Raw genomic sequence first — 25,420 nt, forward strand, 5'->3', positions numbered from 1 at the left:
TTATTATTTCTTTATGATTCCTTTTAGGACGAACGCGACGTTTGCTGGGCGTTCTGCTAGGCGGCGCATGAAGTATCCGTACCAGTCTGTGCCGTATGGAACGTATACCCGCATTTTGTAGTCTTCTTTTACGAGTTCCAATTGGCGCTCTGGGCGGATACCATATAGCATTTGGAATTCAAATTGGTCTTTGGAGATGCCATGTTTTTTCACGAGTTCTTTTGTGTATTCGATCATCGCATCGTCATGTGTTGCAACTGCAGTGTAGTTTCCGTTTAAAAGATGCATTTCAATGATTTTCTTGAAATTATCATCCACATCTTTTTTTTCTGGGAAAGCAACTTCTGGTGATTCTTTGTAAGCGCCTTTCACTAGACGGAGATTCGGACTGTACTGATTAAGGTCTTCCATGTCTTTAACGGTTCTGTACAAGTAAGCCTGTATGACAGTTCCGACATTGTCAAACTCTTCTCTCAGCTTTTTGAATACATCTATGGTTTTCCCGCAGCGGGAGTAGTCTTCCATGTCAATCGTGACAAATACACCGTATTCCTTTGCTGCATCAAGGATTCTACGCATGTTCTTCATCACAACTTCTTCAGAGATATCAAGCCCCATGGATGTCATTTTCAAAGACAATTGAGAATCAAGGTTCTCGGTGCCGATTGCGCGAATCGCTTCAATAGAATTGTCAGCCATTTCATTCGCTTCTTTTTCCGTATCAATAAATTCACCCAAATAGTCAATGGTGACACAAAGGTCTTTTTGGTTAAGTTCTTGGATACACTTTACCGCTTGATCGATTCTTTCCCCTGCAACAAAACGGCCAGCACCGAAACGCAATCCGTACTTTCTTGCCATTTTGGTTAATGACTTGCTTTTGGATAGATACAAAAATGTATTGCGCATTACCTGTTCCATTTGATATTCCTCCCGCTTCTTCTTGGTGTCCCTCTCCGATTGCTTAATTCTATTTTTCTGATACTGTCGCTCTTTTCATTAATGTGCATTAGACATTACTGCCATTTTAATGGTGTGTATGCAGTAAAAAGTCCAAGTGCCGACTTTTTTCACAATGTCTGCAACAAATCTTATTGAAAAGAGCTTTTATAGTAAACGCTTTCATTGAGTGTAAAAATAAAATTACACCCTCATTTTATCATCTTTTCAAATTTTTGAATACAAATTATTTGTCGGGAAATAGTGTTGATTTTTGTCGCTCAATTAGTCATTCTGCGTTTGACGAGTTTTCCGATTCGTACATATTTTTTTAGCCATAAGGATACTCTACATTTGATAGATTATGATAGGAGGTCGTTGTATGCAACAGCAGCAACCACAGCAAAATACTACTCAACAGACTGGCTATTACCCACAGCCGCCAAACGTTGTTACGACTAAAGATTCTTTATACTTTGCAGATATGCTTTCTTGGAATTTACTTGCGATGAAGAAAGCGCACTTTTTTGCAAGCCAATGTCAGGATCAGGATGTCGTCAATGCGATTGAAAAAGCCGGCCAAATGCATCAGAGACATTATCAGAAGATCTTGACTCACTTACAAGGTCAAACTCAAATGCAACAACAGCAGCCACTTCAATAGATAGGAGGACAAACCTAAATGACTCAACAGAAAATCCAAAATCCTGAAACGCAGGTTGCCAAAACACCACAAATGAATGAGCGTGATTTCATTAACGATATGCTCGCGACGGAAAAATATATGACTGACTCTTACAGTACTGCACTTAATGAAGCAAGCAACCAACAGATTTATACTGATGTGTTAGCTATTTTTAACGAAACGCAAAACTGTCAGCGAGAGCTTTACAATGTGATGTTCCAGAAAGGTTGGTACGGGCTAGAAGCCGAAGACCAAACGAAAATACAACAAACGTACCAGCAGTTCCAAGGTTATTCTAATCAGTTTCCTTATGGCAATAACGGTATGATGCAGTAAAAATTAAAGCGACGAAGCCCCTGAGAATTCGGGATCTTTCGTTGCTTTTTTCGTTCAAGCAATGGCTTAAAAAATCGTATCTTCCCCTCTACCCTTCAGTATATTTTCCGAAACCCGAAGCTTTTAAATTAATGAAAATTATTCCATTTATTTGTGGTAAAATTAAACAAAATGTTTATTATTCTAGGGGGAATTATGTGAAACGTGTAGTCACTTTATTTTTGGTAGGAGTATTATTTAGTGGTTGCTCTAATACAGATGTTCATCAAGAAAAAGTAACCGAGTTTGAAGAGGAAATAGCGGAAGTCTATTCGCAACTGGAAGAGAAAGAAATGGAGATAGAAACACTTTCCCAACAGTCTGCGGAAGAGGAATCAGGAGAATTTATCATGATTCCAAAAGACCAAGTTCCTCGTTTGTGGGGAGATGCTGATGCACAACTTTGGGATTACTTGATAGATGATTCGCTAGCGAAAGAGAACGGCTGGGAGAAAGGCGTTACAAATTGGCGTGAGTGGAATGGAGAATATGATCAGGCTCTAGGGACTCCCAATCAAACTTGGGAAGCACCGGGACTGCTAATGAATGCATGGATGTTGGATGTAGCGACCAGCAACGGACTGGGTATGGATATATGGGAAATTAACACTAGGATTGATTTTAAGGATGCGGTTAAAGCAGAAGGGTATATCATGAGTTATGGCATGCGGGATGATTCTGTGGCCGGAAGCGATATAAAGCTCACGATGTTGAAAGAAAATGAATTCTGGTATGTGGAGAAGGCGGAAGTCCGGTATAGGTGTTCACGTGGTGTTAGTGAAGATGACCTCTGTTTGTAGTTAAGCAAAAGAGCCTTGATTTGCAAGCTAGCAATCCAAGGCTCTTCCTTACTTCCCACTTTTCGCACGGTGGGCGTCATTCAATTCTTTAATTTCTTTAATCAGTGCCATCATATCTTGCTTTGCGTCTGGATATTGCTCATTCCAATGCTTAACAAGTGGTGGCATTGATTTTGCGATGTATGTATAGAGCACCCATGCTTTGACATTTTCTTTGTGCTCTTCTGTCACTTCCCCTAGGAGAAGTTCCGTGTACTTTTCTAATAAACCGTCCAATTGCTGATCGAGTTTTTCATTCATTAGTAGAACCTCCCCTCAAGCTTTTGTTCCATTATAGTGAAGTCAATCACACATTACAATTCAATGGACAGGTAGAGCATCGGGCTCCTTCACTGTTGGTTTTATAATAGTAGCAGCAGGTAGTTCGCATTCTCATCTCAGCTTGGTGCAGTTCTACAAAAGTTTTCGGGTTATAGAAAGTTGCCGCTGGGTTTCTTTTCATCCCAAATAAGGCTGGATCTGCATCCAATAAGCTTTGAAAATCTTCTTCCTGGTATGGCGCATCCAACTGCTGGTTAGGAAGAATGGACTCATACATCCAGTAGATATAAAGCACAACATTTTCCCATAATGTTTGGCGGGATACCTTTGCCTCTTTGGACATACGTTGAATTAACGGGGCAAACACTCCGTTGAAAAGCTCATTAAAATGTTGAACTCTCCACTCTTCACGCGTTTCAAATGCTGTTACCTCCACCGCTTGCACCTCTGTATAACGAAGCTTCGGCAGCCACACATCATTTTCTACATAAGAATCAATCCAAATGTTGGCTGGATCCAATTTCAGTGTTTTGTTAAATGCCGTCATGGAGAGCAGGCAGTTTACCGCAAGGAATCCCAGTCTTTTCATGAGAAGCGATGACGCAACGTCCATTTCGTCTGTCCCCAATGCAGCTTTAACCTTCGTCAAATAATCTTTTGTTCCATCATGAATAAGGGAATGAAGCGAGATTGTATCCTCTACCTGTGCCTCCCCGGCTACAAAACGGCAACTCTCTTCTAGAAAGCGAAATTCCTGTTTGGTTAGCGTGCTTATCATGCTCTTAGCCCTTCTAAATTGGGAACCAAGCATCTGCCGCGACCGTGCGGAATACACAATGGCGTTCCAAAAAGAGGGTCTGTTGTTACTTGGCAATTCATATCAAAAACATTTTTGACAAGATCGCAGTTGATTACTTCCTCAGGTTTGCCTTGTGCATATATTTGCTTATCGCGAATGGCAACAAGGTGATGTGCATAGCGGCAGGCAAGATTAAGGTCATGAAGTACCATAATGATGGTGCGGTTTTCTTTTTCATTCAATTCAAAAAGAAGGTCGAGAATTTCAATTTGATGGGTAAGATCCAAATAGGTTGTCGGCTCATCCAACAAGATGACATCCGTTTCTTGCGCAAGCGTCATCGCAATCCATGCACGCTGACGCTGTCCACCTGATAGGGAATCGACTGTTCTTTCTGCAAATTCTTCCATTCCTGTTGCACGAAGCGAATCCCAAACTACTTTTTCATCATGTTCCGACCATTGCTTTAACCATGATTGATACGGGTAGCGGCCTTGTTTTACCAGTTGCAGCACCGATAAGCCTTCCGGTGCAGTCGGTCCTTGTGGAAGAATGGCAAGTTGCTTGGCAATGTCCTTTGTGGATTGGCCGGAAATTGCCTTTCCTTCAAGGAGCACATTTCCTTCTCTAGGCTTTAACAAACGAGCAAGTGAACGGAGCAAGGTGGATTTCCCACAGCCATTTCCACCGATAAAGACCGTAATCTCCCCTTTTGGGATTTGCAGATCTAATTCCTCAATAATGATGGATTCACCATAGGATAATGTAAGTGACTGGGTTTCTAAAGCATTCATGTTACTTCCACCTCTCGTTAAGAATTTCTCGTTTTATAAAGTAGATAAATAAAATACGGTGCTCCTATTGATGCAGTAAATACGCCGGCCGGAATTTCAAGTGGCGAAAATAAGGTTCTGCCTATTAAATCAGCCAACATGACAAGAAAGGCTCCAATTAATGCGGAAGTGGGAATCAGTACGCCAAACGAGGAGCCAACAAGCCTGCGTGCGATATGAGGAGCCATCAGCCCTACAAATCCGATTCCTCCTGCAAATGCAACCGCGCCGCCTGTCAGTGCCGTACTCAGGAAAAGCAAGCCCATTCGGTGTTTGTTGACGGCACCACCTACACCTGTTGCGACTTCATCTCCAAGTTCTTGTATATTTAATTGTCTTACTGCCATAAAGCTGACAATGACAAGTAAGACAGTCCAAGGTAATAAAATTTTAACATGACTCCAGTTTGAGCCATACACCGTACCCGTAATCCAGATGTTCGCTTGGCTTGCACGATAGATCGGACCAAGTAACATAAACAATGTTGTTAAAGCTTGCATCAGTGTGGAAATACCTATTCCAATCAAGACAAGTCTGATTGGAGATAAACCGTTTTTCCATGCAAGCGAATATACAATGATTGCGATAGTCGTCGCACCGACAAATGCGCTTAATGGAAGCCACTGAATGCTAACGGTCAACGAATTATTGCTGTCGCTGAAAAGAGCGAGAAACAGGACAACCGCTGTCGATGCCCCACCAGTCAATCCTATAATATCAGGAGATGCAAGTGGATTCCGAATTATGCCCTGTAAAATGGCTCCGGCTACCGCTAGAGAAATTCCGACAAGTAAAGCGATGATGATTCTCGGCAGGCGGAAAGATTCAACAACTAGTGTTTCCATGGAATCTCCTTGGCCCAAGAATACTTTTATAACATTCCATGGAGAGATTTTCATATCCCCCATACCTGTACTTAAAATAAACAACACTATGACTGCGAGCGCTAACCCAAAAATAGTAAGTATCGCTTTTTTATCCATAAAGAAGGATAAGCGCCCTTTGCCAAGTCGAAACGTTTTATAATTCTTCATTTTCCGTGGAACCCCCTTCTCGCGATATAGATAAAGAATGGAGTTCCAATTACAGCTGTCATGACTCCGACAGGTACCTCTTGCGGCATAATCACATAACGCGCTCCTATATCGGCTATAAGCAGAAGAATGCCTCCGAGTAGACCGCAGTAGGGAGCCAGCCAGCGATGATCGGTGCCGACCAGATATCTCGCAACATGCGGGATAACTATTCCGATGAAAACAATTGGTCCCGCTATCGCGACCGATCCCCCTGCAAGCAAGATGATAATGATCGCGGCCGTTATTTTTAGAAAGCCGATTTTCACACCAAGGCTTGTTGCGACGTCATCCCCCATTGCAAGCAGGTTAATCTTTTTTCCGATGAAAAAGGAGGCAAACCATGCAACTGCAATATAAGGAAGTACAGCATACACCATATCAAGACTTCTGCCCTGAACAGAACCTGCCAACCAGAAAAGCACTTGATCAAGAGCCGTCTCGTTCACAACGAGCAACCCCTGTGTAAGTGAGGAGAACATAGCAGCAAAAGCCGCCCCGGCAAGTGTCAGTTTCATCGGAGTCAAGCCTTCACGCCCAATTGATCCGATAAAATAAACCGCAAACGCAGCAAGGGCTGCACCGGCAAAAGCTAGCCATGTGTAGGTTTGTAGAGATGTCACAGAAAAGAAAGAAACCGCGACTACCACAAAAAAGCTAGCTCCGGCGTTGATGCCGAAAATCCCAGGGGAAGCCAACGGATTTTTGGTAAGTGCCTGCATCCAAAGTCCTGCAATCGCTAAGCTCCCGCCTACCACTGCAGCAATGATTGCCCGCGGCAGACGTACTGATTGAACAATAATATGTTCATTCGAACCGTCGAAATTGCGGAATGCGTCGATTGCAAGCGAAAAGCTTGTATCTGTATATCCATATATGATGCTCGCCACAAAACTGAGTAATAATAGAAGAAACCCGATTAATAATCCAAATACTTTGTGGGTATTTTTACGAAGTAGCATAATGTGTACCTTCAATCTATATAACTTTTTATCTATATACAAGTTTAGGAGAATTAGGAGGAAGTGTCAATGACTTTGAAAATCATTCTCATAAAAGTATTGACAACTATTCTCGTCAGGAGTACTATTTATCTTGTGAATGAAAATCATTATCATTAATATACGGGGGCTACATATTATGTTGAAAAACAAAAAGCTTTTTTCATTATTTTTACTTACTTTAATTACATCGCTTGTTTTAGCTGCTTGTTCCGGCAATAATGGCAATAATGCAGGGCAAGAAGAAGATGCTTCAGGTGATACTCCAACGGAAGACACTTCTTATGAAGTAGAGCATGCAATGGGTACAGAAACAATTGAAGGTACACCAGAAAAGGTAGTTATTCTTACAAACGAAGGTACAGAAGCATTACTTGCAATGGGTGTAAAACCTGTCGGAGCTGTTCAATCTTGGTTAGGCGACACTTGGTATGATCATATCAAGTCTGACATGGAAGGCGTAGAAGTTGTTGGTACGGAAAGTGCGGTAAACCTAGAAGCAATCGCGGCTTTAGAGCCTGATTTGATTATCGGTAACAAACTTCGTCAAGAAGATGTATATGAGCAATTAGATGCGATTGCACCAACTGTTTTTGCTGAAACGCTAAAAGGTGACTGGAAAGAGAACTTCCAACTTTACGCAAAAGCATTGAATAAAGAAGAAGAAGGTAAAAAAGTAATGGACGACTTTGATGCACGTGTTGCAGAGATGAGCGAAGAACTTGGTGAAAAGAAAGAGCAAGAAGTTTCTATCGTCCGCTTCACAGCTGGAGATGTTCGTATCTATCAAAAAGATTCATTTTCAGGTATTATTTTGGATCAATTAGGCTTTGCACGTCCGGAATCTCAAGATGTGAATGAATTTGCTTTGACAGGAGTAACAAAAGAGAGTATTCCTCAAATGGACGGAGACGTTCTATTCCACTTCTCTTATGAAACTGGTGACGGAGAAGCAACAAAGATCAAGGATGAGTGGTTAGAAGATCCATTGTTTAATAACCTTGAAGTTGCGCAGGCTGGAAATGTCCATGAAGTAAGTGACGCAGTATGGAACACTGCTGGTGGCGTACTTGCTGCAAACATCATGCTGGATGATATTGAAGAGGTATTTTTAGGGGAAGAATAATACAGTTGGAGCTGGCACTTAACTTGTGCCCGCTCTTTTTTTATCCATTAAAAAAGAGCGGACCCGAAAGCCCCCTCCACCTGTCTATTTAATTTCGCTTCTCTCCACTTCATTACCTTCCGTATCTTTCACCACTACTGTCAAAGTGTAGCGTTGACCATTGTGGTTAGCAGGAATCGCAACTTCTGTGCTGAACACTTCTTCACTCTCGCCTGTCACTTCATACTCTTCTTCAGAAGAATGTTTAACTCTGCCATGCTTGTCCACCAATTCAACAGAAACCGTAAACTCACGCGCGTCACGAACATGATTGGCGATTGTTGTTTTAATGGTTACATCTGATTTCCTCTGAAGCTTTTTCAGTTCTTTTCCTTTCGAGTCCAAGAACTGATTGGAAGCAGTGTATTTCACTTCCGGCTCCTCGTAGGAATCGGATTCTACAATATCATCCACAGAGCGTGGTTTAAGTTGAATTGTTTCATTGAAAATGCTTGAGATACCCGTAATTGTAACTGTATCGCCGTTTTCAAAAGCGAAGTCGCTAAACTTCAGTCCAGTTCGGTTATCCACACGAACTAATACGGATTCTCCATCTTTTGTTGCATTGAACTCAAATGTTCCATAATTATTTACTTCTTCCAAATTAGAAATTTCTACTCCTTCGATGGAAACTAATTCACTCTCGTTCCCACTTCCCAGCTCTACAGGAGTTAACACCTGCGCAGCCGGTACTTCAGCAGTACCAGTCTTTTCAAATGCACTTAAAGAAGAGATTTGGAACTCTCCATTATAAGCCCCGACAGTACCTGTTATTTTTACTACATCACCTGGAACAACATCCTCAGCGTCTTGGAATACGTATGTTCCGGCTGTTTCATCCTGTACATAAAAACCTTTAGAGCCCCATGCACCTGAAGTTGTCGTAACCACACCTTCAATAGATACCACACTGCCGTTTGCAGCTTCTCTAGCTTCAGCAATCGTCACTGTACCAATGTCACTACCCGGTTCGCCTACTTCAGAAATTCGACCTTCGGCTACATAATTGATCGGGCCGTCAAAACTGCGAACAAAGTTAACTGTAGCTTCTAAATCTTCCGGTCCTGTCACAGCATTTTTGCCAAGCTCGCCGATTGGGCGATATTTGCTTCCTTGTGACGTTGCCATAAAGTTATTAACAGCAATGCTATATGTCGCTTCTTTGTCAATTGGTGTTCCATCAGGTAGAGTAATTTCCACTACTTTATAGGTTGCTCCATCCCATGTATAGTTAAATCCAGCAATACTGTAATCCGGACCATAATTAGGATCGATTTGAGCATTCAAAATAGTGTAAAGGTCTGCACCTTTAATATCAAGCTTCATTAACACGTTGTTGAATGGCTGGATATTGAACAGTTCACCCCAAGTGATGTCTCCTTGATTTAAATTGTCACGGATTCCTCCACCATTCATCAAGGCAAAGTCAGCATCCATTTCTGCTGCCATACCGTCTGCAATCAAGTTTCCTAGAGCATTATCGCCAACTTCTCCGCGAACGCCATATCCACCTTCCATGGCAACTTCTGCAACACCAATCACTTCATTTAGAATTGGTGCAATACGATTTTCATAGTTTGTCAGAATGTCAGATACTACTGGGTCTGCATCCATTTTACTTTGGTCTACAAATACAATTTCCGCTTCCTTGTTTACGATGTCGCCTGTCTCAGGGTCAATCTCAAGGTCTACTGCTGAAAAAGCTTTTCCGTAATCCAATGCTTGGACAATCAATTTATTGTCGACCATTGCATCTACTATTTCGTGGTTGTGTGCAGCAAAAATAACGTCTACTTCATCGTCCACATTATTCGCAAGATCTGCCGCATCACCAGTGGCTGTATCTCCTGATTGAGATGCCGGCATATGAGAAAGGACTACAATTGCCTCAATTCCTTGCTCTTTTAATTCTTCTGTTGCATCGTTAACTGCAGTCACTTCATCCGTAAAGGTGATATCCTCGATCCCCTCTGGAATTACCATGTTTAATGTAGCTGTTGTGTTTACCCCGATGAAACCGATTTGTTCTCCGCCAACTTCCAAAATTTCATATGGAGGCAAGAACGTATCACCACTGTCTTTCCAAACGCAGTTGGCACAAACATTAGGGAAGTTCATCCCTTCATAGTCTTCTGTCCCTTTTCCTTCTGGATGGTCTCCACCGTTTACCATACGTAAGAATTCAGTTGTTCCTTCGTCAAACTCATGGTTTCCGACTGTACCAATATCAAATCCGATTTCGTTCATGATCTCCACTACAGGCTCATCTTGTAATAGTGCCGCAACCGGGGAGCTTCCGCCGATCATGTCACCTGCATGTACAATCAATGTGTTGGGATTTTGCTCTCTGCGATCTTTCAGATAAGCAGATACATAATCCATACGGCCTGCCGCTGCAACACCGTAATCTTCTTCCAAATCATAAGTCAGATCAATTTTTCCGTGTAAATCATTTAGTCCTAATAGTTGGACAGATACTAAATCACCAGGAGTAGGATTAGGTTCTTCTTCCTCACCGTCTTCCACTGGAGTGTAACCTGCTGCAAGTGCATCTGTTTCATCCCAGAAGAATACACGTTTCTCAACAGGAACCTCTTCCCATTCTGCAGGCTGTACGTATTCTTTCGTATCAGAGTTCCCAACTGGTTTTGTTAAAGGATTGCCTTCATAACGGGCACGGAAAAATGTTGGAAGCTCCAATAATGGATCTGCTTCATTCCAAATTCCTTTTCCTGCATCTTTCGCAGCTTTCACCGCTTGCTGGTATTCATTATATTCATCAGCAGGACCTACCGGCCAGATGAAATATGTTACCGCATATCCTTCTCTTACCATTTCAAGGTTCGTATTCATTCTATCTTCCTTGCGTAAAACTTGAGCTAGTAATCTACCATAGTTGTCAGTAGGCTCTTCCCCAACTTTAAGGATGACTTCATCCCCTGGTTGAAGGAGAGTCTCCATATAAGCAGTTGCTTCGTTTCCTTTATCCTTTTGGTTCTCATCTAAGTCATTTTTTACAGAATGATACGTTTCCGGAGTATCGATATTCACAAAACGTACGCTTTGGGAACCGAATACCGGAGAAGTAATACGTATCGTATCGCCATCCGTTACTCGCTCTACTACCGCTGGGTATTCTCCTGCTGCACTTGGCGGTTCTGGTTGTTCTTCCGCCAATACGATATCGGAAGCTTTTCTTGGTAAAATTTGATACGTATTATATTGACTAAGGATAGCAGTAATTTCATACCATTTTCCTTCTTCCAATGCATCAATCGCATTAGTACCTTCCATAACACGTAATGTAGTGGAATTAAAATCACTGTCAGTCAATGTTACATTGTATCCGCCGCCAGCCGGTGTGGATGGCTTGCTGGAAACATAACCTGTAACTGTAACAAGTTGGCCCTCTAGAGGTTCAGCAACAGTGTCTGATTGTAACTCTTCAATAGTAACCGCAGTTGGTGCTGGAAGTGTTTCATTCTCTGCTAAAACTTCAATGCCATCTGTGTTCGGCATAATTTCAAGCAGTCCATTATATGCTGCAATCTTCCCTCTAACTTCTATCTTCTGACCTTCCTTTAAATCTGGAAAACCTGATAGACTATTAGAAAACAAATTGATTCCTGCTGTTTCATCCTGTATGTACGTAGATAGTTTTCCGCCGCCGATTGCTGCGTTATCTGCTGTAACTATACCTTGGACGATTACTTCTTGTCCGACATTTTTAGTTCGTGCTTCTTCAAGTGTGATTAATTCTGGTTCTGCTGGAGGTTCAGGCTCTTGTCCACCGTCGATGATGGAAAAATCCGTTGGGCTTTTTAATCCTGGAAGGGTAAAATAATCTTCAAGAGAACCTGTGATCTGTATTTTTGCGTGGTGGTTACCTGGATTGTTCACTAAATTTAGTGTAGTCCGAATTTCGTTATTCGGCAGTTGGACAGGTAACATTTTCGTGATGTCTGTTTCATCTGGAGAATCTGCTAATGCTAGATTGGTAGTCTGTGACCATGGGGCTTCTAAATCAAAATTTGAACTGGAAACGACCGTCCCCACAATATACCCCTCTACATTCGCCGTACCGCTATTATTTGCAATAGCTTCAGCTACCGTAATTGTCGAAGATTGCTCTTCTGCTGCATACGTTGTCAAGTTCAATCCTGGCAAGAAATTTGAGAATGTAATCAAAAACGCCAGTAGAATCATGACAATTCTTTTTGTAAATTGTCTCATTTGCTTTTCCCCCTAATAAAATTGTTGGACATCATACACTTACACAATATACGCGACCTATGTAAAATCATTGTTGTAAAACTGTAAAGCAAGTGTAAAAATTCGATAAAATCTAACATCTCTTCAATTATGCAGGAGGCAAAGCTAGCAGGAAATGCAACTTTATCACTAATTTCAATACAAAATTATACCATTAATATGTCGAAATAATAGGAAAATTTACATAAACGTAATAAAAAGAGTGTGTCATTTATCGACACACTCCTTTAAATAAATTCTTTAATATCGTATATTCTTCCATTTTCGACTCTTCTCGATAATATCAGTTCTAGCATTTTCTCTGCTACCGTGGCAGGGTTCCTTAGTTGCCCTTCATCATAGTAGTTTTTAAAAGTATCTACATTGAGGAAGTTTTCTTTATCCGAACTTCTAATCACTCCTTGCATTGCCGTATCCATAACTCCCGGTGAAAAAGAAAGAATAGTTGTCGGATGTGGAGCCTGGCTTTGCTCTAACCCTACCGATTTGGTGAACATATCGAGTCCCGCCTTTGTTGTGCAGTAAGTGTTCCAGCCATGAATCGGGCGATTGGCAGCACCAGAGCTAATATTGACGATTACCTTTTTGCAATTCCAATCCTCCGTAAGACGGATAAACTCATTGGTCATCAGCATTGGTGTGAGGAGATTGAGGTGAACTGCCTTTGTCATGGAAGTCTCGTCCGCTTTCCCTGCAGGTTTAATTGGATCGACCATTCCGGCGTTGTTAATCAGATATACACCTTCTGCTTGATCGTCTTTTTCAATTTTAGATAGAAGATATTGCACAATTCCCGTTACTCGTTCATGCTTGCTTAAATCCTCTTGTAAAAAAGTGAATTCTGCTCCACTTTCTTTTGCTGCGAGTTCCAAGTCCTTATTTTCACTTCTGGCTATACAAATCAGATGATGGTTTTCTTTTAATAGTAATTTAGCTGTGGCTTCTCCAAGTCCTTTGGAAGAGCCTGTTACGATAAAATAGTTCATTATAACACTCCCAATCTATCTGTTTTTTACTAGTTTGATGAGCGAAGAAGCAATCTGCCAGCCATCTGAACGTTTTTCTCCCAATTTAAATGGAATAAGATTGACGATACCGATCCAGAGGCTGAAATAAACGAACAAGGCAGAAAAGGAAAACTGAAATGGCGTCCAAAAAGGGAGAACAAGTAAGATCGATAATATGTTAAAGAGTGGCCCGCCAAAGGAAATCCAAGCAATCTCTTTGTGGGATAACTCCCTAGTGAGATCATTGCTGGAGTACCCTCCCAAAAACGGGATAATGTTGATTCTTATCTGCGTTCCCTTTAGATTAAAGTCCACAACCTTAGGACCTATGCCAATCCCAATCTCCGTTTTTTTTACCTTATGAAGTTTTGCCATACTCACATGACCAGCCTCATGAATCAAGTGGACAAGCGGTACGACTACGTAGAAAAACATCAAAGTATCAAGCATACCAAGGCAACCTTCTTTTTAAGTCGTTGGTTTTATTATACATGAGCAATCAGCTAAATTGGAGGAATTTGGTGTAGAAAAAAACTCCTGTCGGGGTCAGACCCCGACAGGAGTTTTTATTTCTCTATCGAATACACTAATGTTAGAACTTTATTAGATTATATCCAACCAAATTTTTATAGTCGTTGCTAAAATTAATAGTGCCAAAATCCACTGCAATACTTTCGTATTCAACTTCTGTCCAAGCTTTGCGCCAATTGGGGCCGCGATGATGCTGGCGATGACCATGACGATTGCTGGTACCAATAGAACCTGGCCGGTCGTGATTTTCCCGACGGTACTACCGATTGAGGAGATAAATGTGATTGCAAGTGATGTTGCGATCGTCATACGTGTAGGAATCTTCAGTACAACAAGCATGATCGGTACAAGCAAGAATGCCCCAGCCGCTCCCACAATACCAGAGCCGATACCGACGATGAATGCAAGAATCGCAGCCAGCGCCTTATTGAAGGTAACTTGATCGAGCGGTATGTCATCAATGCCTTTTTTAGGAACGAACATCATAATAACAGCTATAAGTGCAAGAATACCGTAAACCATGTTAATACCTTCCGCGCTCATAAGGCGGGATCCATATCCTCCAATAAAACTACCAATCAGGATACTTACTCCCATATAAATGATTAGATCTTTATTTAAATAGCCGCCTTTGCGGTAAGCCCAAACACCTGAAATGGTTGCGAAAAACACCTGAACCGCACTAACACCTGACACCTCATGCGCCGTAAGTGCCGTAAGTCCGAGCATCGGTGGAATATACAAAAGCATTGGATACTTAATAATCGAACCACCAATACCAACCATCCCCGACACAAACGAACCGATGAAACCTATCGCAAACAAAGCTACAAGCCACAATATATCAAATTCCATAAAGCATCCCTCCTTCTAGGTTGAGGGGGTTTCGACACAAATGCCAAAACTCCTAGAGGGGTCTGACCCCTCTTCTAAACTTTTTTAAATATTTTTCCGCCCTTCGACACGAAGGGCGGAATTCCTTTGAGGGTCTGACCCCTCTTCACAAATATTTTTTACCCGTGAACTGCGCAACGGTTAGGACCGATTTCCATGTCGCGTTGTTCGTCATCTGTTGGGTTGATTTTGCCCATGTTTAGTTGGCGGATTTCTTGGTATGCGTTTGGTTGTGGTGGCAGGTTTTCGGAAACGAGTTTGCGGAATTCCGCTTCGTCTTCGATGTTTAGACCTGCATTGTTTTCAAACAGGTCACCTAGACGCGCTGCTACTAGACCACCTTCGCCTACTTCGGACATCGTACCGAAGTGAGCCGGCAATACCATTAGTTCCTCAGACAATTCTTTGTAGCGAGAGTAAAGTGTTTCGCGCAAGTCTGATACCCAGTCTTCCGCTTTTCCTGCTAAGTCAGGTCGACCGATGGATTCTACGAACAAGATGTCACCACTTAACAAGAAACGGTTATCCACGACAAATGATGTACTTCCAATTGTGTGACCCGGTGAGTAAATCGCCTGTACAGCAACCTTTGTCGTACCAACTGTGATTTCCACTCCATCTTCTAGTGCTGCATAATCAAACGTTACTTCTTCTGCATCCTTTGGAGGTAACCAGTACGTTGCATTCGTTGCTTCACGAAGCATGCGTCCACCGGAAATGTGATCGGCATGCAAGTGCGTGTCAGCCACATGTACCACTTTCAAGCCTTTCGCTTCAGCAAATGAAATGTACTGATCCACCATGCGTGTAGAGTCAATGATCATCGCAGAACCATCAGATTCGACTAGGTAACTTAAGCAGCCTTTTCCGATACGAACGAACTGCCATAATGTACCGCCATCCGTTAAATCTGCTACTTTAACTGGCTCCAAGTACTCACTCCAAGCCTTCATTCCACCTTGTAAGTAAGAAACATTTTTCACACCAGCTTCTACTAGCATCTCACCAACAAAGATAGAAGAACCCTCTTTCGCACAAACAACTAAAACATTTTCAGATGGAATTTGGCCTAAGATTTCCTCTACCCCATCCATCAACTCAAAGTAAGGTGCATTTTTATGCTCAACAGATGCGCCTTCAATTTTCCAATCAGCAAATGCATCTTCGTTTCGCACATCTAAAATAAATAATGAGTCATTAGCCAAAACCTTTTTCGTTACATCTTTTGCAGTCATTGCGTTTAACATGAATAAATACCCCCTATGGTATAATTTATTTTAAAAAAATTTATCGTTTTAAGCTGTAGGACCTTCCCACTTACTCATTCCAGGAACAACATTTTTCACATTCGTAAAACCTAGTTCAGTCAACTTTTGTGCAGCCATGTCACTTCGACTTCCAGTACGGCAAACGACAAATGTTTCTTTATCTTTATCTAATTCAGCAATTCCGCCTTCTAAATCACCTAATGGAACGGAAACTGCACCAGGAATGTGTCCGAATGCATACTCGGCTGGTTCACGGACATCCAATACGGTAATGCCTGCTTCCAACTTGGCAGCCAACTCTTCGTTTGTAGCTACATGAGGATAGTTTTGTTCTTCTTTTTCCTCTTCAGATCTTGCTTTACGGATATAATGTTTCAGTACATCGCCTTCTTCAAGCGTTCCTAAATATTGATGGCCGATTTTATCTGCCCATGCCTTAATATCCGCTTTAGAACCTTTATCTGTTGCTAATACTTCCAATACTTCTCCAGATTCAATCTGGTCGATCGCCTTTTTCGTACGCACGATAGGCATAGGACATGCCAATCCTTTTGCATCTACAGTCAAGTTTACATTCATCAGTAGGTCATCTCCCTTTATGAAAAATAATTATTTTACGTTACCTTCCCATTCAAGCATTCCGCCAACCATATTAATGACGTCAAAACCTTGGGCTGCCAAGAACATGGAGGCCTTTCCACTTCTTCCGCCTGAACGACAGACCATGTAATGTGTTTTGGTTTTATCAATATCTTGCGTACGGAATTCTAATAAACTTAACGGGATGTTCACCGCTTGTGGGATCTTCCCTGCAGCCACTTCCTCTGCTTCACGTACATCAATAATAGATACCTGCTCGCCAGCCGCAAGCTTTGCTTCTAATTCCTGTGGTGTAATCTCTTTCATGTTTGACAGCTCCTTTTCTATTTAAAATTACCAGGCATTCATGCCGCCTTTTACATTTGTAAGCTTCGTGAATCCTGCTTTCTTCAATTGCTTCACGGCAGCATTACTGCGCATGCCGCTTTGACAGATGACAATCGTCTCTTTGTCTTTCGAAAGTTTATTCATGCTGTTTCCAATGGTGTTCAGAGGGATATTCTGAAACTGTCGAATATGATTCCCTTTGTATTCCATCGGTGTGCGAACATCAATGAACTGTTTGTTTTTATTGTTCATTTCCTGCTTCAATTCAGCTGTTGTTATCTGACGGACGCCGGCAGTCGGCTTCATTCTGCTGATCAGAAAAAACACTGCCAGCCCCATTAAAATATAAGGAAGAAACTCCATCTAGCAACACCCCTTTAGATGAATAAGTTCACATTACCTTCAGAAGCATCGCCTAAATATGCACCAACCCCTGCGTACTCAATACCGTCGATCATTTCTTCGTGCTTCAAGCCAAGTAAATCAACCGTCATTTGGCAACCTACAAGTTTAACATCCTGTTCTTTTGCCATTTCAATCAAGCTTGGTAAAGATTGAACGTTATGCTTTTTCATGATGCCTTTAATCATTTTTGGACCCATTCCTGCCATGTTCATCGTAGATAATGGTAACTTGTTAGCTCCGCGCGGCATCATTTTGCCGAACATTTTCTCAATAAAGTTTTTCTTTACTGGAACAAGCTCCTCTTTACGAAGTGCATTTAATCCCCAAAATGTGTGAAAAATCGTTACTTCGTGATCATAAGCTGCAGCACCGTTCGCAATAATATAGGCTGCCATCGCTTTATCATAATCACCGCTGAAAAGTACAATCGTTGTTTTTTTCTTTTCCATGTTAAGATCCTCTCCCTTTTGTTTTTGTTTTATCTGTCGTTACGCTTTTTTAATATAAAAAGTAAATACGTCGTTCTCTTCTTTCATATCTAATAACTCGTTTCCAGTTGCTTTGCACCATGCAGCAAGGTCAGTCTTCGCACCTTTGTCTGTCGTGATAACCTCTAAGATCTCACCTACGTTCACTTCATTTAAAGCTTTCTTCGTTTTCACTAATGGCATTGGGCAAGCTAATCCTTTTGCGTCTAATACTTTGTTTACATTCATGTGTAATTCCTCCTAATATTTTTACCCCTGGGGGTATTTATTTTATTAAAAAAATATAGTTAATATCTTTATACCTGGTAGGGTATAATATTCTTCAAAAAAATATTCGAGTTGTTGCCCTCTATACCCTTAGGGGTATAATGACATATAAAAAAATATGATGCAACCTTTCATTTAAATACCCTAGTGGGTATCGATAACTCTATAATATACCACTTGGGGTATATTATCAAGTACTTTTTTACTATCTGCTTTTAATGAGAAGATCAACTGCTTGTTGAACCATTTCGCTGGTCTCTTCACCTTTTAGTACATTTTCTCGAACGCATTGCTCCAAGTTTGTACTAACGATGACGCCAATGGCACGTTCAATTGCAGTGGTTGCAGCATTTAACTGTGATACCACATCTCGGCAATCTTCACCTTGTTCCATCATATGAAGAACACCCCTGATTTGCCCCTCGGCACGTTTCAAACGATTCTTCATCTGGTTTGTGTATTCCATAGCAGACATGCACCTCCTGTTGAAAATAATGTAGTAACAATGTCTATGCTCATATATTATACCCCCGAGGGTATATTGTCAACCCTTTTAGAAAGAATTCTTTTTCTTCCTTATTATATAAAATGCAGTTAGTTAGAATCATTTATACCATTAGTATGAAACCTTCATTTAATAAAATCGTTTCAACAAACACCTATTTATGATAGGATTATTCTTGTACATTGTTTGCCGAAACGTTTCGATTTAATATTTTTTGTAAGCGCTTTTCTATTTTACATTAAGGGGATGAAAAGACATGATTGAAATTAAAAATAAACAGATACTTATAGATGGAAGTCCCGTACTTATTATGTGCGGAGAGATACATTATTACCGTTTGGAGCGAAAAGATTGGCAGGACCGCATCAACAAACTGAAGGATGCAGGCTGTAATGCTGTAGCAACATATATCCCATGGTTGTGCCATGAACCGGTGGAAGGACAGATGGATCTTGATGGCCGCACTCGACCGGAATTGGATTTGGGTGCATTTATCGACCTTTGTGCCGAAAATGATCTATATTTCTTTGCGAGACCAGGCCCGTTCATTATGGCAGAAATGAAAAATGAAGGAATACCTCATTGGGTATCTAAGAAGCACCCGGAAGTTGTTCCAGTCGGTTGGGATGGAAATGCAGCAACCACACCAACACTCGACTACTTGGCTCCAAACTTTTTAAAAGAAACAAAAAAGTGGTATGAGGCAGTGATGGCAGTCATCGCTCCCCGCTTGCACACAAACGGCGGCAATATTATAGGAGTACAGCTTGATAATGAAATTGGCATGCTATCTTGGGTCAGCAATTGTCCTGATTTGACAGAGCAGTTGTTGGAGGACTTTTCTCGTTGGTTAAAAGAGAATTACGAAGAGGCGGAGTTAAAGGAGCGATATCCATTTAATCTGCATGATGCATCCGAGAGAATCACTGGTATCCGCTCTCCAAAAGAAGAGTATGCAGCCGAATTGATGCGTGACCTTGGGCATTACATGAGAGATCGCTTTGCACGCTATGTCGCTATTTTGCGGAATTATGCCGAAGAGTTCGATGTGAAAGATGTTCCATTTATCGTCAATATTCACGGAACAGGCGGCGGCCGCGGATTAACGTATCCGATTGGAATCTCTCAGCTTTATGAGTCCTATACCCAAAGTGAGGGGTATCTGTCCGGTTCTGATATTTACTTCGGAGACTTGGATATGGAATCATTCCAAGATCTTTACTTGATTAATGGTTTTATGGATGCAGTTCACAATCCTGATCAACCTTTGACTAGCGTCGAGTTCAATTGTGGTGATGGCAACTTTGGGGAAACATATGGCGGTCGCTATGACGTATCCGCAGCCGATTTTAAAACAAGAATGTGTGTCGCACAAGGAAATCGTCTGATTAACTATTACCTGTTTACAGGTGGGTATAACTATAAAATGGATGAAGCAGCAGGCGACGGAAACGGACGTATTGCTTCTACTGGAGAGCGTCACGGTTTTGCGGCACCGGTCAATCCAGAGGGCAAGCTCAACTACACTTTCCCTCGCATGGCCCGTTCCATCAAAACGATGATGGCAGTCGGGGACAAGCTCGCCGCAATGGATGAAGACCGAGATGCTGTAGCATTTGCGTTTATCCCGGACTATTATATGACCGAATATCGTTATCCTGAGAGCATGAAAATGCGAGAGATTGTAGACAACATCACGATGCATCGTGGGGCAGGTGCGTGGGAGATTGTTGCGCGGGCCATGCTGCTTGGAAGCTACCGTTTCAGTTCCGTGGATGTGCAAAATAAGGTGTTGGATCCTGAAGTGACCAAGGCGCTAGTGCTACCTTCTGCCCGTTATATGGACAGAGAAGTCCAGTTGAAATTGGTGGAGTATTTGCAGCGTGGTGGAGGAATTCTGTTGTATGGCGAGGTTCCGACTTTTGATATGGAAGGCAAGCCTTTTACCGCACTTGCAGATGCACTTGGCGTGAAGCCTTTAGCTGTAACATTCAATGAACATGGCCGCTTTATGTCCTTAACTGCAGACGGATGGGCAGCCAATCGCCATGAAATCCGCACTTATTTTACACAGACATTTGAACTTGGTTCTAGTGCGGAAGCTATCATGCGTGTGACCGAATCCGATGATGTATGCGGTTTTGACGCGAAGGTTGGCAAAGGGCGTGCCATCGTGCTTGCTACAGCTTACCGTTGCGATATCGACCTTTTTAAAACTGCCTTGGAGCGACTTGGTGCTGTGGCGGGTCTAACTCATGATTGCGGGTACCATGGGATTTTCTCGACTTCTGTATCTAATGGCGATGAGCGTTTTATTCATCTATTGAATTTGGATGGATTTGAGAAGGAGATTCAGGTTCGTTTAGACGGTGAGGTGTTTTTGGAAGGCCGCACGTTCACCCTTCAAAGTAAAGATGGTGTGATGTTACCGATGAATGTATCCTTGGAGAGACCGGGAGTGAAAATAGTTTATTCGACTGCTGAAATTATGGAGGTTTCCGCTGACTCCATTGCCTTCCGACTGACACAAAGCAGTGACAGCATTCTCTTGGAAACAAACAGGGGTGTGCTGGAGAATGCTAATTATCATGTAAAAGAGGTTGATTCTTCAAAAGTATTGATTACTTCTAAGAAACATGGAAAAATTGATGATCATTTGGTGGTCAAATTTAATTAAAACAGGTGTCCAGATACCCTTCCTCTTCATAGGAGCACGGTATCTGGGCATTTTTACTGTAATTTAGTCGAGTTCGTGCGGAAACAGGGTGAGTTTGTGCCAAAATGATGAAAGTTCGTGCCAAAACCAATCAAGTTGATGCCGATTTCCCAAAACCACAAAAAAACAGGTAGCCCCCTTACTCCGGAGGCGACCTGTTCAACAAAACATTACATTCTATCCATCATCCCTTGCAAGTTCCCAATACTCACCCGCAAACTGTCCAAAGGATTCCCCGGGCACACATCTTGCTCAATGATGTACCACTGTACGCCGTTCTCTTCTCCCCAACGCAATACCGGTTCAAAGTCGATGACCCCTGTTCCTACTTCTGCAAAGCTTCCTTCTTCACCTGCAGCCATATCTTTCATATGTAAAGTTGGAACACGGCCAGCTAATGGTGACAAGAATTCCAGAACATCACGACCAGCTTTCGTTACCCAATAAACATCCAATTCGGCATGCAGCAAGTTATCAGCACTTGGCTCTAATAAATATTCCAAGACTACCTTACCGTCAATTTCCTTATGAAACTCAAAATCATGGTTATGATAACTGATCGTGTAGCCGTCTTTTTTCAACACAACAGCAAGCTCGTTCAACTCAGCCTTCAAAGAAACATAATATTCCTCCGTACGGTCCTCTTCTAGCACATAAGGCATAACAAGATGTTTTGTACCAAACAATTCCGCTTCATCCAACACAGCAGGAAGCTCGTTACTTAATCGATCCAAACCTACGTGCATACCTGCAACAGATAACCCTAATTCCTTCAATGCTGCCGCAATTTCTTTTGGATCATGGCCGTAAAGTCCTGCCATTTCCACTCCAGCATAGCCCATTTCTTTTAGTTCTTTAAGTACTCCGATAAAATCTTTTTCCAATAGATCGCGCACCGTGTATAGTTGCGCGGCAATTTTATGCTTCATCCTCAACCGCCTCCTTATTTTAAAAACAAGCAACCAAATACGTTGGTTGCTTGTTCACAATAGCTAAACTTACACCCACCACATATCAGCAGGTTGTTCTTTGATCAACACAGATTGAAGGTTCGTCACCGCACGTGCAAATCCTTCTTCAATCGACATGATCGGATCCTCGTGCTCGATGCTGACTACATAATCGTAGCCATAAGTGCGCAGGGCACTCATCATGTCCGACCACTCTTGGACACTATGACCACATCCAACAGAACGGAAGCTCCATGCGCGAGTTTGGACTTCGCCGTATGGCTGCATGTCCGTTAAGCCGTACATATTCACATTATCCTGATCGATGTAGGTGTCTTTTGCATGGAAATGATGGATTGCTCCAGCTTTTCCTAAAATTTTGATTGCTGCAACAGGATCGATTCCTTGCCACCAAAGATGACTTGGATCCAAGTTTGCGCCAATTGCAGGGGACGTTAACTCACGAAGTTTCAGCATCGTGTGCGGCGTATGTACCAAGAATCCGCCGTGCAATTCAAGACCTATTTTGATATTACGCTCTTCTGCGTACTTCCCTACTTCTTTCCAGTAAGGTACAAGCTTTGTTTCCCACTGCCATGTTAGTACGTCGCCATACTCATTTGGCCATGGTGCAACAGGCCAGTTTGGCGCTTTCGCATTTTCGCTGTCACCAGGTACGCCGGAGAAGCAGTTTACTACTTCCACTCCTGTTAATGCAGCAAGTTCAATCGTTTTTAGTAATGTTTCATGGGATTCTTTTGCAAAAGCCTCATCCGGTGAAATTGGGTTACCGTGGCAGCTGAATGCACTGATTTGCAAGCCGCGGGAATGGATTTCCTCCATATAAGCATTGCGTGCCCCTTCATCTTCTAAAAGAGTATCCAATGGACAATGGTTGTTGCCAGGATAACAACCAGTACCGATTTCCACTGCTTCTAGTCCTGCCGCTTTTACATAATCCAGCATTTCTGTGAAAGATTTATTTGCAAAAAGGACTGTAAATACGCCTAGTTTCATTAGTGTTCACGCTCCTTAGTTCAATTCGTTTTGGATGTTGACAATCTTCTTCGTTTCGTTGGATTCAAGTGCTCCTAAAATAACCATCAAGGAGTTCTTGCCTTCGTTTCCGTCTACAAGTACTTCTTTATTTTCTAAAATGCTTGCTACAAAATGGTCGATTACATGAGAACCAGTTTGCCCGCCAGCGTCATTGCTTTGAATTTTGCCTAATTCGTAGCGAACTGTTTCACCTGTTGCATATTGTACGACTAAAGAGTGAGTCGGATCATCTTCAAGACGAAGAACCGCTTTTTCCGCATAGATGATTGTGGAGTTATCTTCACGTTTGTAAGACCAGCTAGCAGCAAGTGTTCCAACGATACCGCTTTCTGTTCTTAACGCGCAAACTGCCGTGTCATCCACATCTGTATTTTCTTTGGAAGAAGTTTCGATGAATGCTCCCACTTCCACAATTTCTTCCCCTAAAAGGTAGCGCATCAAGTCGGACTTGTGCACGCCAAGGTCTCCCATCGCACCGATGAATGCTTCTTCTTTACGGAAGAACCAGCTGTCTTTTCCGTCCACACTCCAGCCTTCAGGTCCAGGATGTCCGAATGCTGTACGGAAGCTGTAGATTTTTCCGATTTCTCCGCTTTCAATCAGTTGTCTCGCTTTTTGGTGGGATGGAACAAAACGTTGGTTGTGCGCGATCATCAGTTTTTTACCAGATGCTTTTGCTGCAGCAATCATTTCATCCGCTTCTTCTTTTGATGTTGCCATCGGCTTTTCACATAAAACGTTCGCTCCAGCTTTGGAAGCATAGATGGATACAGGCGCATGCAGGTAGTTCGGTGTGCACACACTCACAACATCCAATTCTTCACGGTCAATCATTTCTTGATAACTTTCATATGCTTTTCCGCCGTAAGTTTCAACAGCTTGCTCGGCGCGTTCTAAAACAACATCACATAGTGCAACAAGCTCCACATTTGGGTTTGCATGGTACTCCGGTAAATGGCGGTGCTTCGCGATACTTCCGCATCCTACTACTCCAACTCGTAATTTCTTCATTTTGTTATCCCCCTTATTTGCTTTTGATTTCTTCTAATGGTTTTGCATTTCCGTAATATACATCGCCGATTGTTGTCGGTTTTGCCCAGTTAACGGCATTCTTGATAACTTTTTGTACTTTTTCATGATAGTAAGTCGGGTATGTTTCATGTCCTGGACGGAAGTAAAATACTTTCCCTCTTCCGCGCTTATATGTGCAACCGCTGCGGAATACCTCTCCACCTTCAAACCAGCTCACAAATACTAGCTCGTCCGGATCTGGAATATCGAAGTGCTCGCCATACATTTCTTCGCGCTCGATATCAATGTGCTCCCCGATTCCTTCTGCGATTGGATGGCCTGGTGATACGACCCAGATGCGTTCTTTCTCGTCCGCTTCTCTCCATTTCAGGTCACAAGTTGTACCCATCAATGTTTTAAAGATCTTAGAGAAATGACCAGAGTGAAGAACGATCAATCCCATTCCGTCTAGTACTCTATTCTTTACGCGAGTAACGATTTCATCGCTCACATCGTCATGCGCCACATGGCCCCACCATAAAAGAACGTCAGTGTTGTTTAGCACTTCTTCGGTAAGTCCGTGTTCTGGCTCATCCAATGTAGCGGTTCTTACTTCGTAGTCTTCTTCTTTTAGGAAGGAAGCGATGGCACCGTGGATACCTTCTGGGTATACTTCTCTCACCTTTTCGTTTGTTTGTTCATGGCGGTTTTCATTCCATACAGTTACTCTGATCATTGATTGTTGCCCCTTTCCTTACTTATAATCTATTTTATTTGCAAAATCTCTAACTCTATTAATTGGTTGTGGTTATACGTGTGGGAACGTTTCCATATTGCGATATATGTAACGTCTCAAGATAACTCTCCTACATTATAAATGGATAATAAAGCGTTTTCAATGTTAAAGTCCGAACTAGATAGTAAAATTCCGACTTTTCGCGTGAAGGGTGGGAGTAAGTACAGGAAAGGGTATGGAAGATGACTGGAGTGAACTTGATGGGAAAGAGGGAAAATGGATAAATCAGTTTTACAATGGATATATTTTTTTTACAATGGATAAAATCTTTTTACAATGGATATATGGCTCTGAACAATGGATAAAATCTTTTTACAATGGATAAACGCCGAT

27 protein-coding genes are annotated in these 25,420 nt (G+C 42.1%); 6 read left to right on the forward strand and 21 right to left on the reverse strand.

Translation table 11 applies throughout. The features are described 5' to 3' along the window. Positions 1–3: 3 nt before the first annotated feature. Entirely contained in the window at positions 4–921 is a 918-nt protein-coding gene (locus B4U37_RS18625; RefSeq protein WP_088019438.1) for a proline dehydrogenase family protein, read from the reverse strand. 400 nt (positions 922–1,321) lie between these two features. Here B4U37_RS18625 and B4U37_RS18630 point away from each other — a divergent pair, with 400 nt between their 5' ends. The 3 genes from B4U37_RS18630 (at position 1,322) to B4U37_RS18640 (ending at position 2,799) form a co-directional block, all read left to right on the forward strand. Further along, entirely contained in the window at positions 1,322–1,603 is a 282-nt protein-coding gene (locus B4U37_RS18630) for a hypothetical protein (protein ID WP_088019439.1), read from the forward strand. A gap of 18 nt (positions 1,604–1,621) precedes the next feature. Then, positions 1,622–1,960 carry a spore coat protein gene (locus B4U37_RS18635; protein ID WP_010196697.1) on the forward strand — a complete coding sequence of 113 codons (339 nt, stop codon included), beginning with the start codon at positions 1,622–1,624 and terminating at the stop codon, positions 1,958–1,960. Positions 1,961–2,157: 197 nt separating this feature from the next. Next, positions 2,158–2,799: a hypothetical protein gene (locus B4U37_RS18640; RefSeq protein ID WP_088019440.1), complete on the forward strand. Its 642-nt coding sequence runs from the start codon at positions 2,158–2,160 to the stop codon at positions 2,797–2,799. Between the two features lie 48 nt (positions 2,800–2,847). Here B4U37_RS18640 and B4U37_RS18645 read toward each other — a convergent pair whose 3' ends face one another. The 5 genes from B4U37_RS18645 to B4U37_RS18665 are packed head-to-tail and all read right to left on the reverse strand — an operon-like array spanning position 2,848 to position 6,787. Next, positions 2,848–3,099 (reverse strand): YusU family protein, encoded by a 252-nt coding sequence (locus B4U37_RS18645; RefSeq protein ID WP_088019441.1) that lies wholly within the window; start codon positions 3,097–3,099, stop codon positions 2,848–2,850. Between the two features lie 46 nt (positions 3,100–3,145). Then, a complete protein-coding gene (locus tag B4U37_RS18650) occupies positions 3,146–3,898 on the reverse strand; it encodes an IucA/IucC family C-terminal-domain containing protein (protein WP_157663834.1) in 753 nt (250 codons plus the stop codon). Then, positions 3,895–4,713: an ABC transporter ATP-binding protein gene (locus B4U37_RS18655; protein WP_088019442.1), complete on the reverse strand. Its 819-nt coding sequence runs from the start codon at positions 4,711–4,713 to the stop codon at positions 3,895–3,897. Before B4U37_RS18655 ends, B4U37_RS18650 begins: the two co-directional genes overlap by 4 nt. Positions 4,714–4,730: 17 nt before the next feature. After that, positions 4,731–5,786, reverse strand: a complete 1,056-nt coding sequence (locus tag B4U37_RS18660; protein ID WP_088019443.1) for a FecCD family ABC transporter permease — start codon at positions 5,784–5,786, stop codon at positions 4,731–4,733. After that, entirely contained in the window at positions 5,783–6,787 is a 1,005-nt protein-coding gene (locus B4U37_RS18665) for a FecCD family ABC transporter permease (RefSeq protein ID WP_088019444.1), read from the reverse strand. The genes B4U37_RS18660 and B4U37_RS18665 overlap by 4 nt, the downstream gene beginning before the upstream one ends. A gap of 178 nt (positions 6,788–6,965) precedes the next feature. On the opposite strand from B4U37_RS18665, the gene B4U37_RS18670 reads away from it, so the two are divergent. Continuing rightward, positions 6,966–7,952: an ABC transporter substrate-binding protein gene (locus tag B4U37_RS18670; protein WP_088019445.1), complete on the forward strand. Its 987-nt coding sequence runs from the start codon at positions 6,966–6,968 to the stop codon at positions 7,950–7,952. Positions 7,953–8,036: 84 nt separating this feature from the next. Here the strand turns inward: B4U37_RS18670 and B4U37_RS18675 are convergent, their stop codons facing one another. From B4U37_RS18675 to B4U37_RS18725, 11 genes are all read right to left on the reverse strand, one after another. Continuing rightward, complete coding sequence (locus B4U37_RS18675) at positions 8,037–12,224, reverse strand: DUF6359 domain-containing protein (RefSeq protein ID WP_088019446.1); 4,188 nt, start codon at positions 12,222–12,224, stop codon at positions 8,037–8,039. 266 nt (positions 12,225–12,490) lie between these two features. Further along, the gene (locus tag B4U37_RS18680; RefSeq protein WP_088019447.1) at positions 12,491–13,249 is read right to left on the reverse strand and encodes a (S)-benzoin forming benzil reductase; all 759 of its coding nucleotides are present in this window, start codon (positions 13,247–13,249) and stop codon (positions 12,491–12,493) included. A 15-nt stretch (positions 13,250–13,264) separates the two neighbouring features. Continuing rightward, the gene (locus B4U37_RS18685) at positions 13,265–13,720 is read right to left on the reverse strand and encodes a site-2 protease family protein (RefSeq protein WP_088019448.1); all 456 of its coding nucleotides are present in this window, start codon (positions 13,718–13,720) and stop codon (positions 13,265–13,267) included. Between the two features lie 153 nt (positions 13,721–13,873). Then, the gene (locus tag B4U37_RS18690) at positions 13,874–14,656 is read right to left on the reverse strand and encodes a sulfite exporter TauE/SafE family protein (protein ID WP_088019449.1); all 783 of its coding nucleotides are present in this window, start codon (positions 14,654–14,656) and stop codon (positions 13,874–13,876) included. Between the two features lie 158 nt (positions 14,657–14,814). Next, positions 14,815–15,942 carry an MBL fold metallo-hydrolase gene (locus B4U37_RS18695; protein ID WP_088019450.1) on the reverse strand — a complete coding sequence of 376 codons (1,128 nt, stop codon included), beginning with the start codon at positions 15,940–15,942 and terminating at the stop codon, positions 14,815–14,817. Positions 15,943–15,990: 48 nt separating this feature from the next. After that, positions 15,991–16,542, reverse strand: a complete 552-nt coding sequence (locus B4U37_RS18700) for a sulfurtransferase TusA family protein (RefSeq protein WP_425444092.1) — start codon at positions 16,540–16,542, stop codon at positions 15,991–15,993. Positions 16,543–16,572: 30 nt separating this feature from the next. Beyond that, on the reverse strand, positions 16,573–16,869 hold the full coding sequence (locus B4U37_RS18705) for a rhodanese-like domain-containing protein (RefSeq protein WP_010196738.1): 297 nt from the start codon (positions 16,867–16,869) through the stop codon (positions 16,573–16,575). A 27-nt stretch (positions 16,870–16,896) separates the two neighbouring features. Further along, positions 16,897–17,253: a rhodanese-like domain-containing protein gene (locus tag B4U37_RS18710; protein WP_088019452.1), complete on the reverse strand. Its 357-nt coding sequence runs from the start codon at positions 17,251–17,253 to the stop codon at positions 16,897–16,899. A gap of 14 nt (positions 17,254–17,267) precedes the next feature. Then, on the reverse strand, positions 17,268–17,744 hold the full coding sequence (locus B4U37_RS18715; RefSeq protein WP_010196750.1) for a DsrE/DsrF/DrsH-like family protein: 477 nt from the start codon (positions 17,742–17,744) through the stop codon (positions 17,268–17,270). A 39-nt stretch (positions 17,745–17,783) separates the two neighbouring features. After that, complete coding sequence (locus B4U37_RS18720) at positions 17,784–18,011, reverse strand: sulfurtransferase TusA family protein (protein ID WP_010196752.1); 228 nt, start codon at positions 18,009–18,011, stop codon at positions 17,784–17,786. A 244-nt stretch (positions 18,012–18,255) separates the two neighbouring features. Next, positions 18,256–18,516: a metal-sensitive transcriptional regulator gene (locus B4U37_RS18725; protein ID WP_010196754.1), complete on the reverse strand. Its 261-nt coding sequence runs from the start codon at positions 18,514–18,516 to the stop codon at positions 18,256–18,258. A gap of 295 nt (positions 18,517–18,811) precedes the next feature. Here B4U37_RS18725 and B4U37_RS18730 point away from each other — a divergent pair, with 295 nt between their 5' ends. Beyond that, positions 18,812–21,232 (forward strand): beta-galactosidase, encoded by a 2,421-nt coding sequence (locus B4U37_RS18730; RefSeq protein ID WP_088019453.1) that lies wholly within the window; start codon positions 18,812–18,814, stop codon positions 21,230–21,232. Between the two features lie 209 nt (positions 21,233–21,441). Here B4U37_RS18730 and B4U37_RS18735 read toward each other — a convergent pair whose 3' ends face one another. The 4 genes from B4U37_RS18735 to B4U37_RS18750 all read right to left on the reverse strand — a co-directional run bounded on the left by B4U37_RS18735 (position 21,442) and on the right by B4U37_RS18750 (position 25,027). Then, positions 21,442–22,200 (reverse strand): sugar phosphate isomerase/epimerase family protein, encoded by a 759-nt coding sequence (locus B4U37_RS18735; RefSeq protein WP_088019454.1) that lies wholly within the window; start codon positions 22,198–22,200, stop codon positions 21,442–21,444. Positions 22,201–22,269: 69 nt separating this feature from the next. Further along, complete coding sequence (locus tag B4U37_RS18740) at positions 22,270–23,238, reverse strand: sugar phosphate isomerase/epimerase family protein (protein ID WP_010196760.1); 969 nt, start codon at positions 23,236–23,238, stop codon at positions 22,270–22,272. Positions 23,239–23,253: 15 nt separating this feature from the next. Beyond that, positions 23,254–24,291: a Gfo/Idh/MocA family protein gene (locus B4U37_RS18745; protein ID WP_088019455.1), complete on the reverse strand. Its 1,038-nt coding sequence runs from the start codon at positions 24,289–24,291 to the stop codon at positions 23,254–23,256. A 13-nt stretch (positions 24,292–24,304) separates the two neighbouring features. After that, complete coding sequence (locus B4U37_RS18750) at positions 24,305–25,027, reverse strand: ThuA domain-containing protein (protein ID WP_088019456.1); 723 nt, start codon at positions 25,025–25,027, stop codon at positions 24,305–24,307. A 235-nt stretch (positions 25,028–25,262) separates the two neighbouring features. Between B4U37_RS18750 and B4U37_RS22095 the strand changes: the two genes are divergently transcribed. After that, positions 25,263–25,412, forward strand: coding sequence for a hypothetical protein (locus tag B4U37_RS22095; RefSeq protein WP_157663835.1), 150 nt, complete (start codon positions 25,263–25,265; stop codon positions 25,410–25,412). The last annotated feature ends 8 nt before the right edge of the window (positions 25,413–25,420 follow it).

This window comes from Sutcliffiella horikoshii, from assembly GCF_002157855.1.
GTDB lineage: Bacteria > Bacillota > Bacilli > Bacillales > Bacillaceae_I > Sutcliffiella_A > Sutcliffiella_A horikoshii_C.

Coding starts and splice junctions, on each gene's coding strand:
- B4U37_RS18625 (WP_088019438.1), bottom strand. CDS start 921: ATGGAACAGGTAATGCGCAATACATTTTTGTATCTATCCAAAAGCAAG.
- B4U37_RS18630 (WP_088019439.1), top strand. CDS start 1,322: ATGCAACAGCAGCAACCACAGCAAAATACTACTCAACAGACTGGCTAT.
- B4U37_RS18635 (WP_010196697.1), top strand. CDS start 1,622: ATGACTCAACAGAAAATCCAAAATCCTGAAACGCAGGTTGCCAAAACA.
- B4U37_RS18645 (WP_088019441.1), bottom strand. CDS start 3,099: ATGAATGAAAAACTCGATCAGCAATTGGACGGTTTATTAGAAAAGTAC.
- B4U37_RS18650 (WP_157663834.1), bottom strand. CDS start 3,898: ATGATAAGCACGCTAACCAAACAGGAATTTCGCTTTCTAGAAGAGAGT.
- B4U37_RS18655 (WP_088019442.1), bottom strand. CDS start 4,713: ATGAATGCTTTAGAAACCCAGTCACTTACATTATCCTATGGTGAATCC.
- B4U37_RS18660 (WP_088019443.1), bottom strand. CDS start 5,786: ATGAAGAATTATAAAACGTTTCGACTTGGCAAAGGGCGCTTATCCTTC.
- B4U37_RS18665 (WP_088019444.1), bottom strand. CDS start 6,787: ATGCTACTTCGTAAAAATACCCACAAAGTATTTGGATTATTAATCGGG.
- B4U37_RS18670 (WP_088019445.1), top strand. CDS start 6,966: ATGTTGAAAAACAAAAAGCTTTTTTCATTATTTTTACTTACTTTAATT.
- B4U37_RS18675 (WP_088019446.1), bottom strand. CDS start 12,224: ATGAGACAATTTACAAAAAGAATTGTCATGATTCTACTGGCGTTTTTG.
- B4U37_RS18680 (WP_088019447.1), bottom strand. CDS start 13,249: ATGAACTATTTTATCGTAACAGGCTCTTCCAAAGGACTTGGAGAAGCC.
- B4U37_RS18685 (WP_088019448.1), bottom strand. CDS start 13,720: ATGCTTGATACTTTGATGTTTTTCTACGTAGTCGTACCGCTTGTCCAC.
- B4U37_RS18690 (WP_088019449.1), bottom strand. CDS start 14,656: ATGGAATTTGATATATTGTGGCTTGTAGCTTTGTTTGCGATAGGTTTC.
- B4U37_RS18695 (WP_088019450.1), bottom strand. CDS start 15,942: ATGTTAAACGCAATGACTGCAAAAGATGTAACGAAAAAGGTTTTGGCT.
- B4U37_RS18700 (WP_425444092.1), bottom strand. CDS start 16,542: ATGAATGTAAACTTGACTGTAGATGCAAAAGGATTGGCATGTCCTATG.
- B4U37_RS18705 (WP_010196738.1), bottom strand. CDS start 16,869: ATGAAAGAGATTACACCACAGGAATTAGAAGCAAAGCTTGCGGCTGGC.
- B4U37_RS18710 (WP_088019452.1), bottom strand. CDS start 17,253: ATGGAGTTTCTTCCTTATATTTTAATGGGGCTGGCAGTGTTTTTTCTG.
- B4U37_RS18715 (WP_010196750.1), bottom strand. CDS start 17,744: ATGGAAAAGAAAAAAACAACGATTGTACTTTTCAGCGGTGATTATGAT.
- B4U37_RS18720 (WP_010196752.1), bottom strand. CDS start 18,011: ATGAATGTAAACAAAGTATTAGACGCAAAAGGATTAGCTTGCCCAATG.
- B4U37_RS18725 (WP_010196754.1), bottom strand. CDS start 18,516: ATGGAATACACAAACCAGATGAAGAATCGTTTGAAACGTGCCGAGGGG.
- B4U37_RS18730 (WP_088019453.1), top strand. CDS start 18,812: ATGATTGAAATTAAAAATAAACAGATACTTATAGATGGAAGTCCCGTA.
- B4U37_RS18735 (WP_088019454.1), bottom strand. CDS start 22,200: ATGAAGCATAAAATTGCCGCGCAACTATACACGGTGCGCGATCTATTG.
- B4U37_RS18740 (WP_010196760.1), bottom strand. CDS start 23,238: ATGAAACTAGGCGTATTTACAGTCCTTTTTGCAAATAAATCTTTCACA.
- B4U37_RS18745 (WP_088019455.1), bottom strand. CDS start 24,291: ATGAAGAAATTACGAGTTGGAGTAGTAGGATGCGGAAGTATCGCGAAG.
- B4U37_RS18750 (WP_088019456.1), bottom strand. CDS start 25,027: ATGATCAGAGTAACTGTATGGAATGAAAACCGCCATGAACAAACAAAC.
- B4U37_RS22095 (WP_157663835.1), top strand. CDS start 25,263: ATGGAAGATGACTGGAGTGAACTTGATGGGAAAGAGGGAAAATGGATA.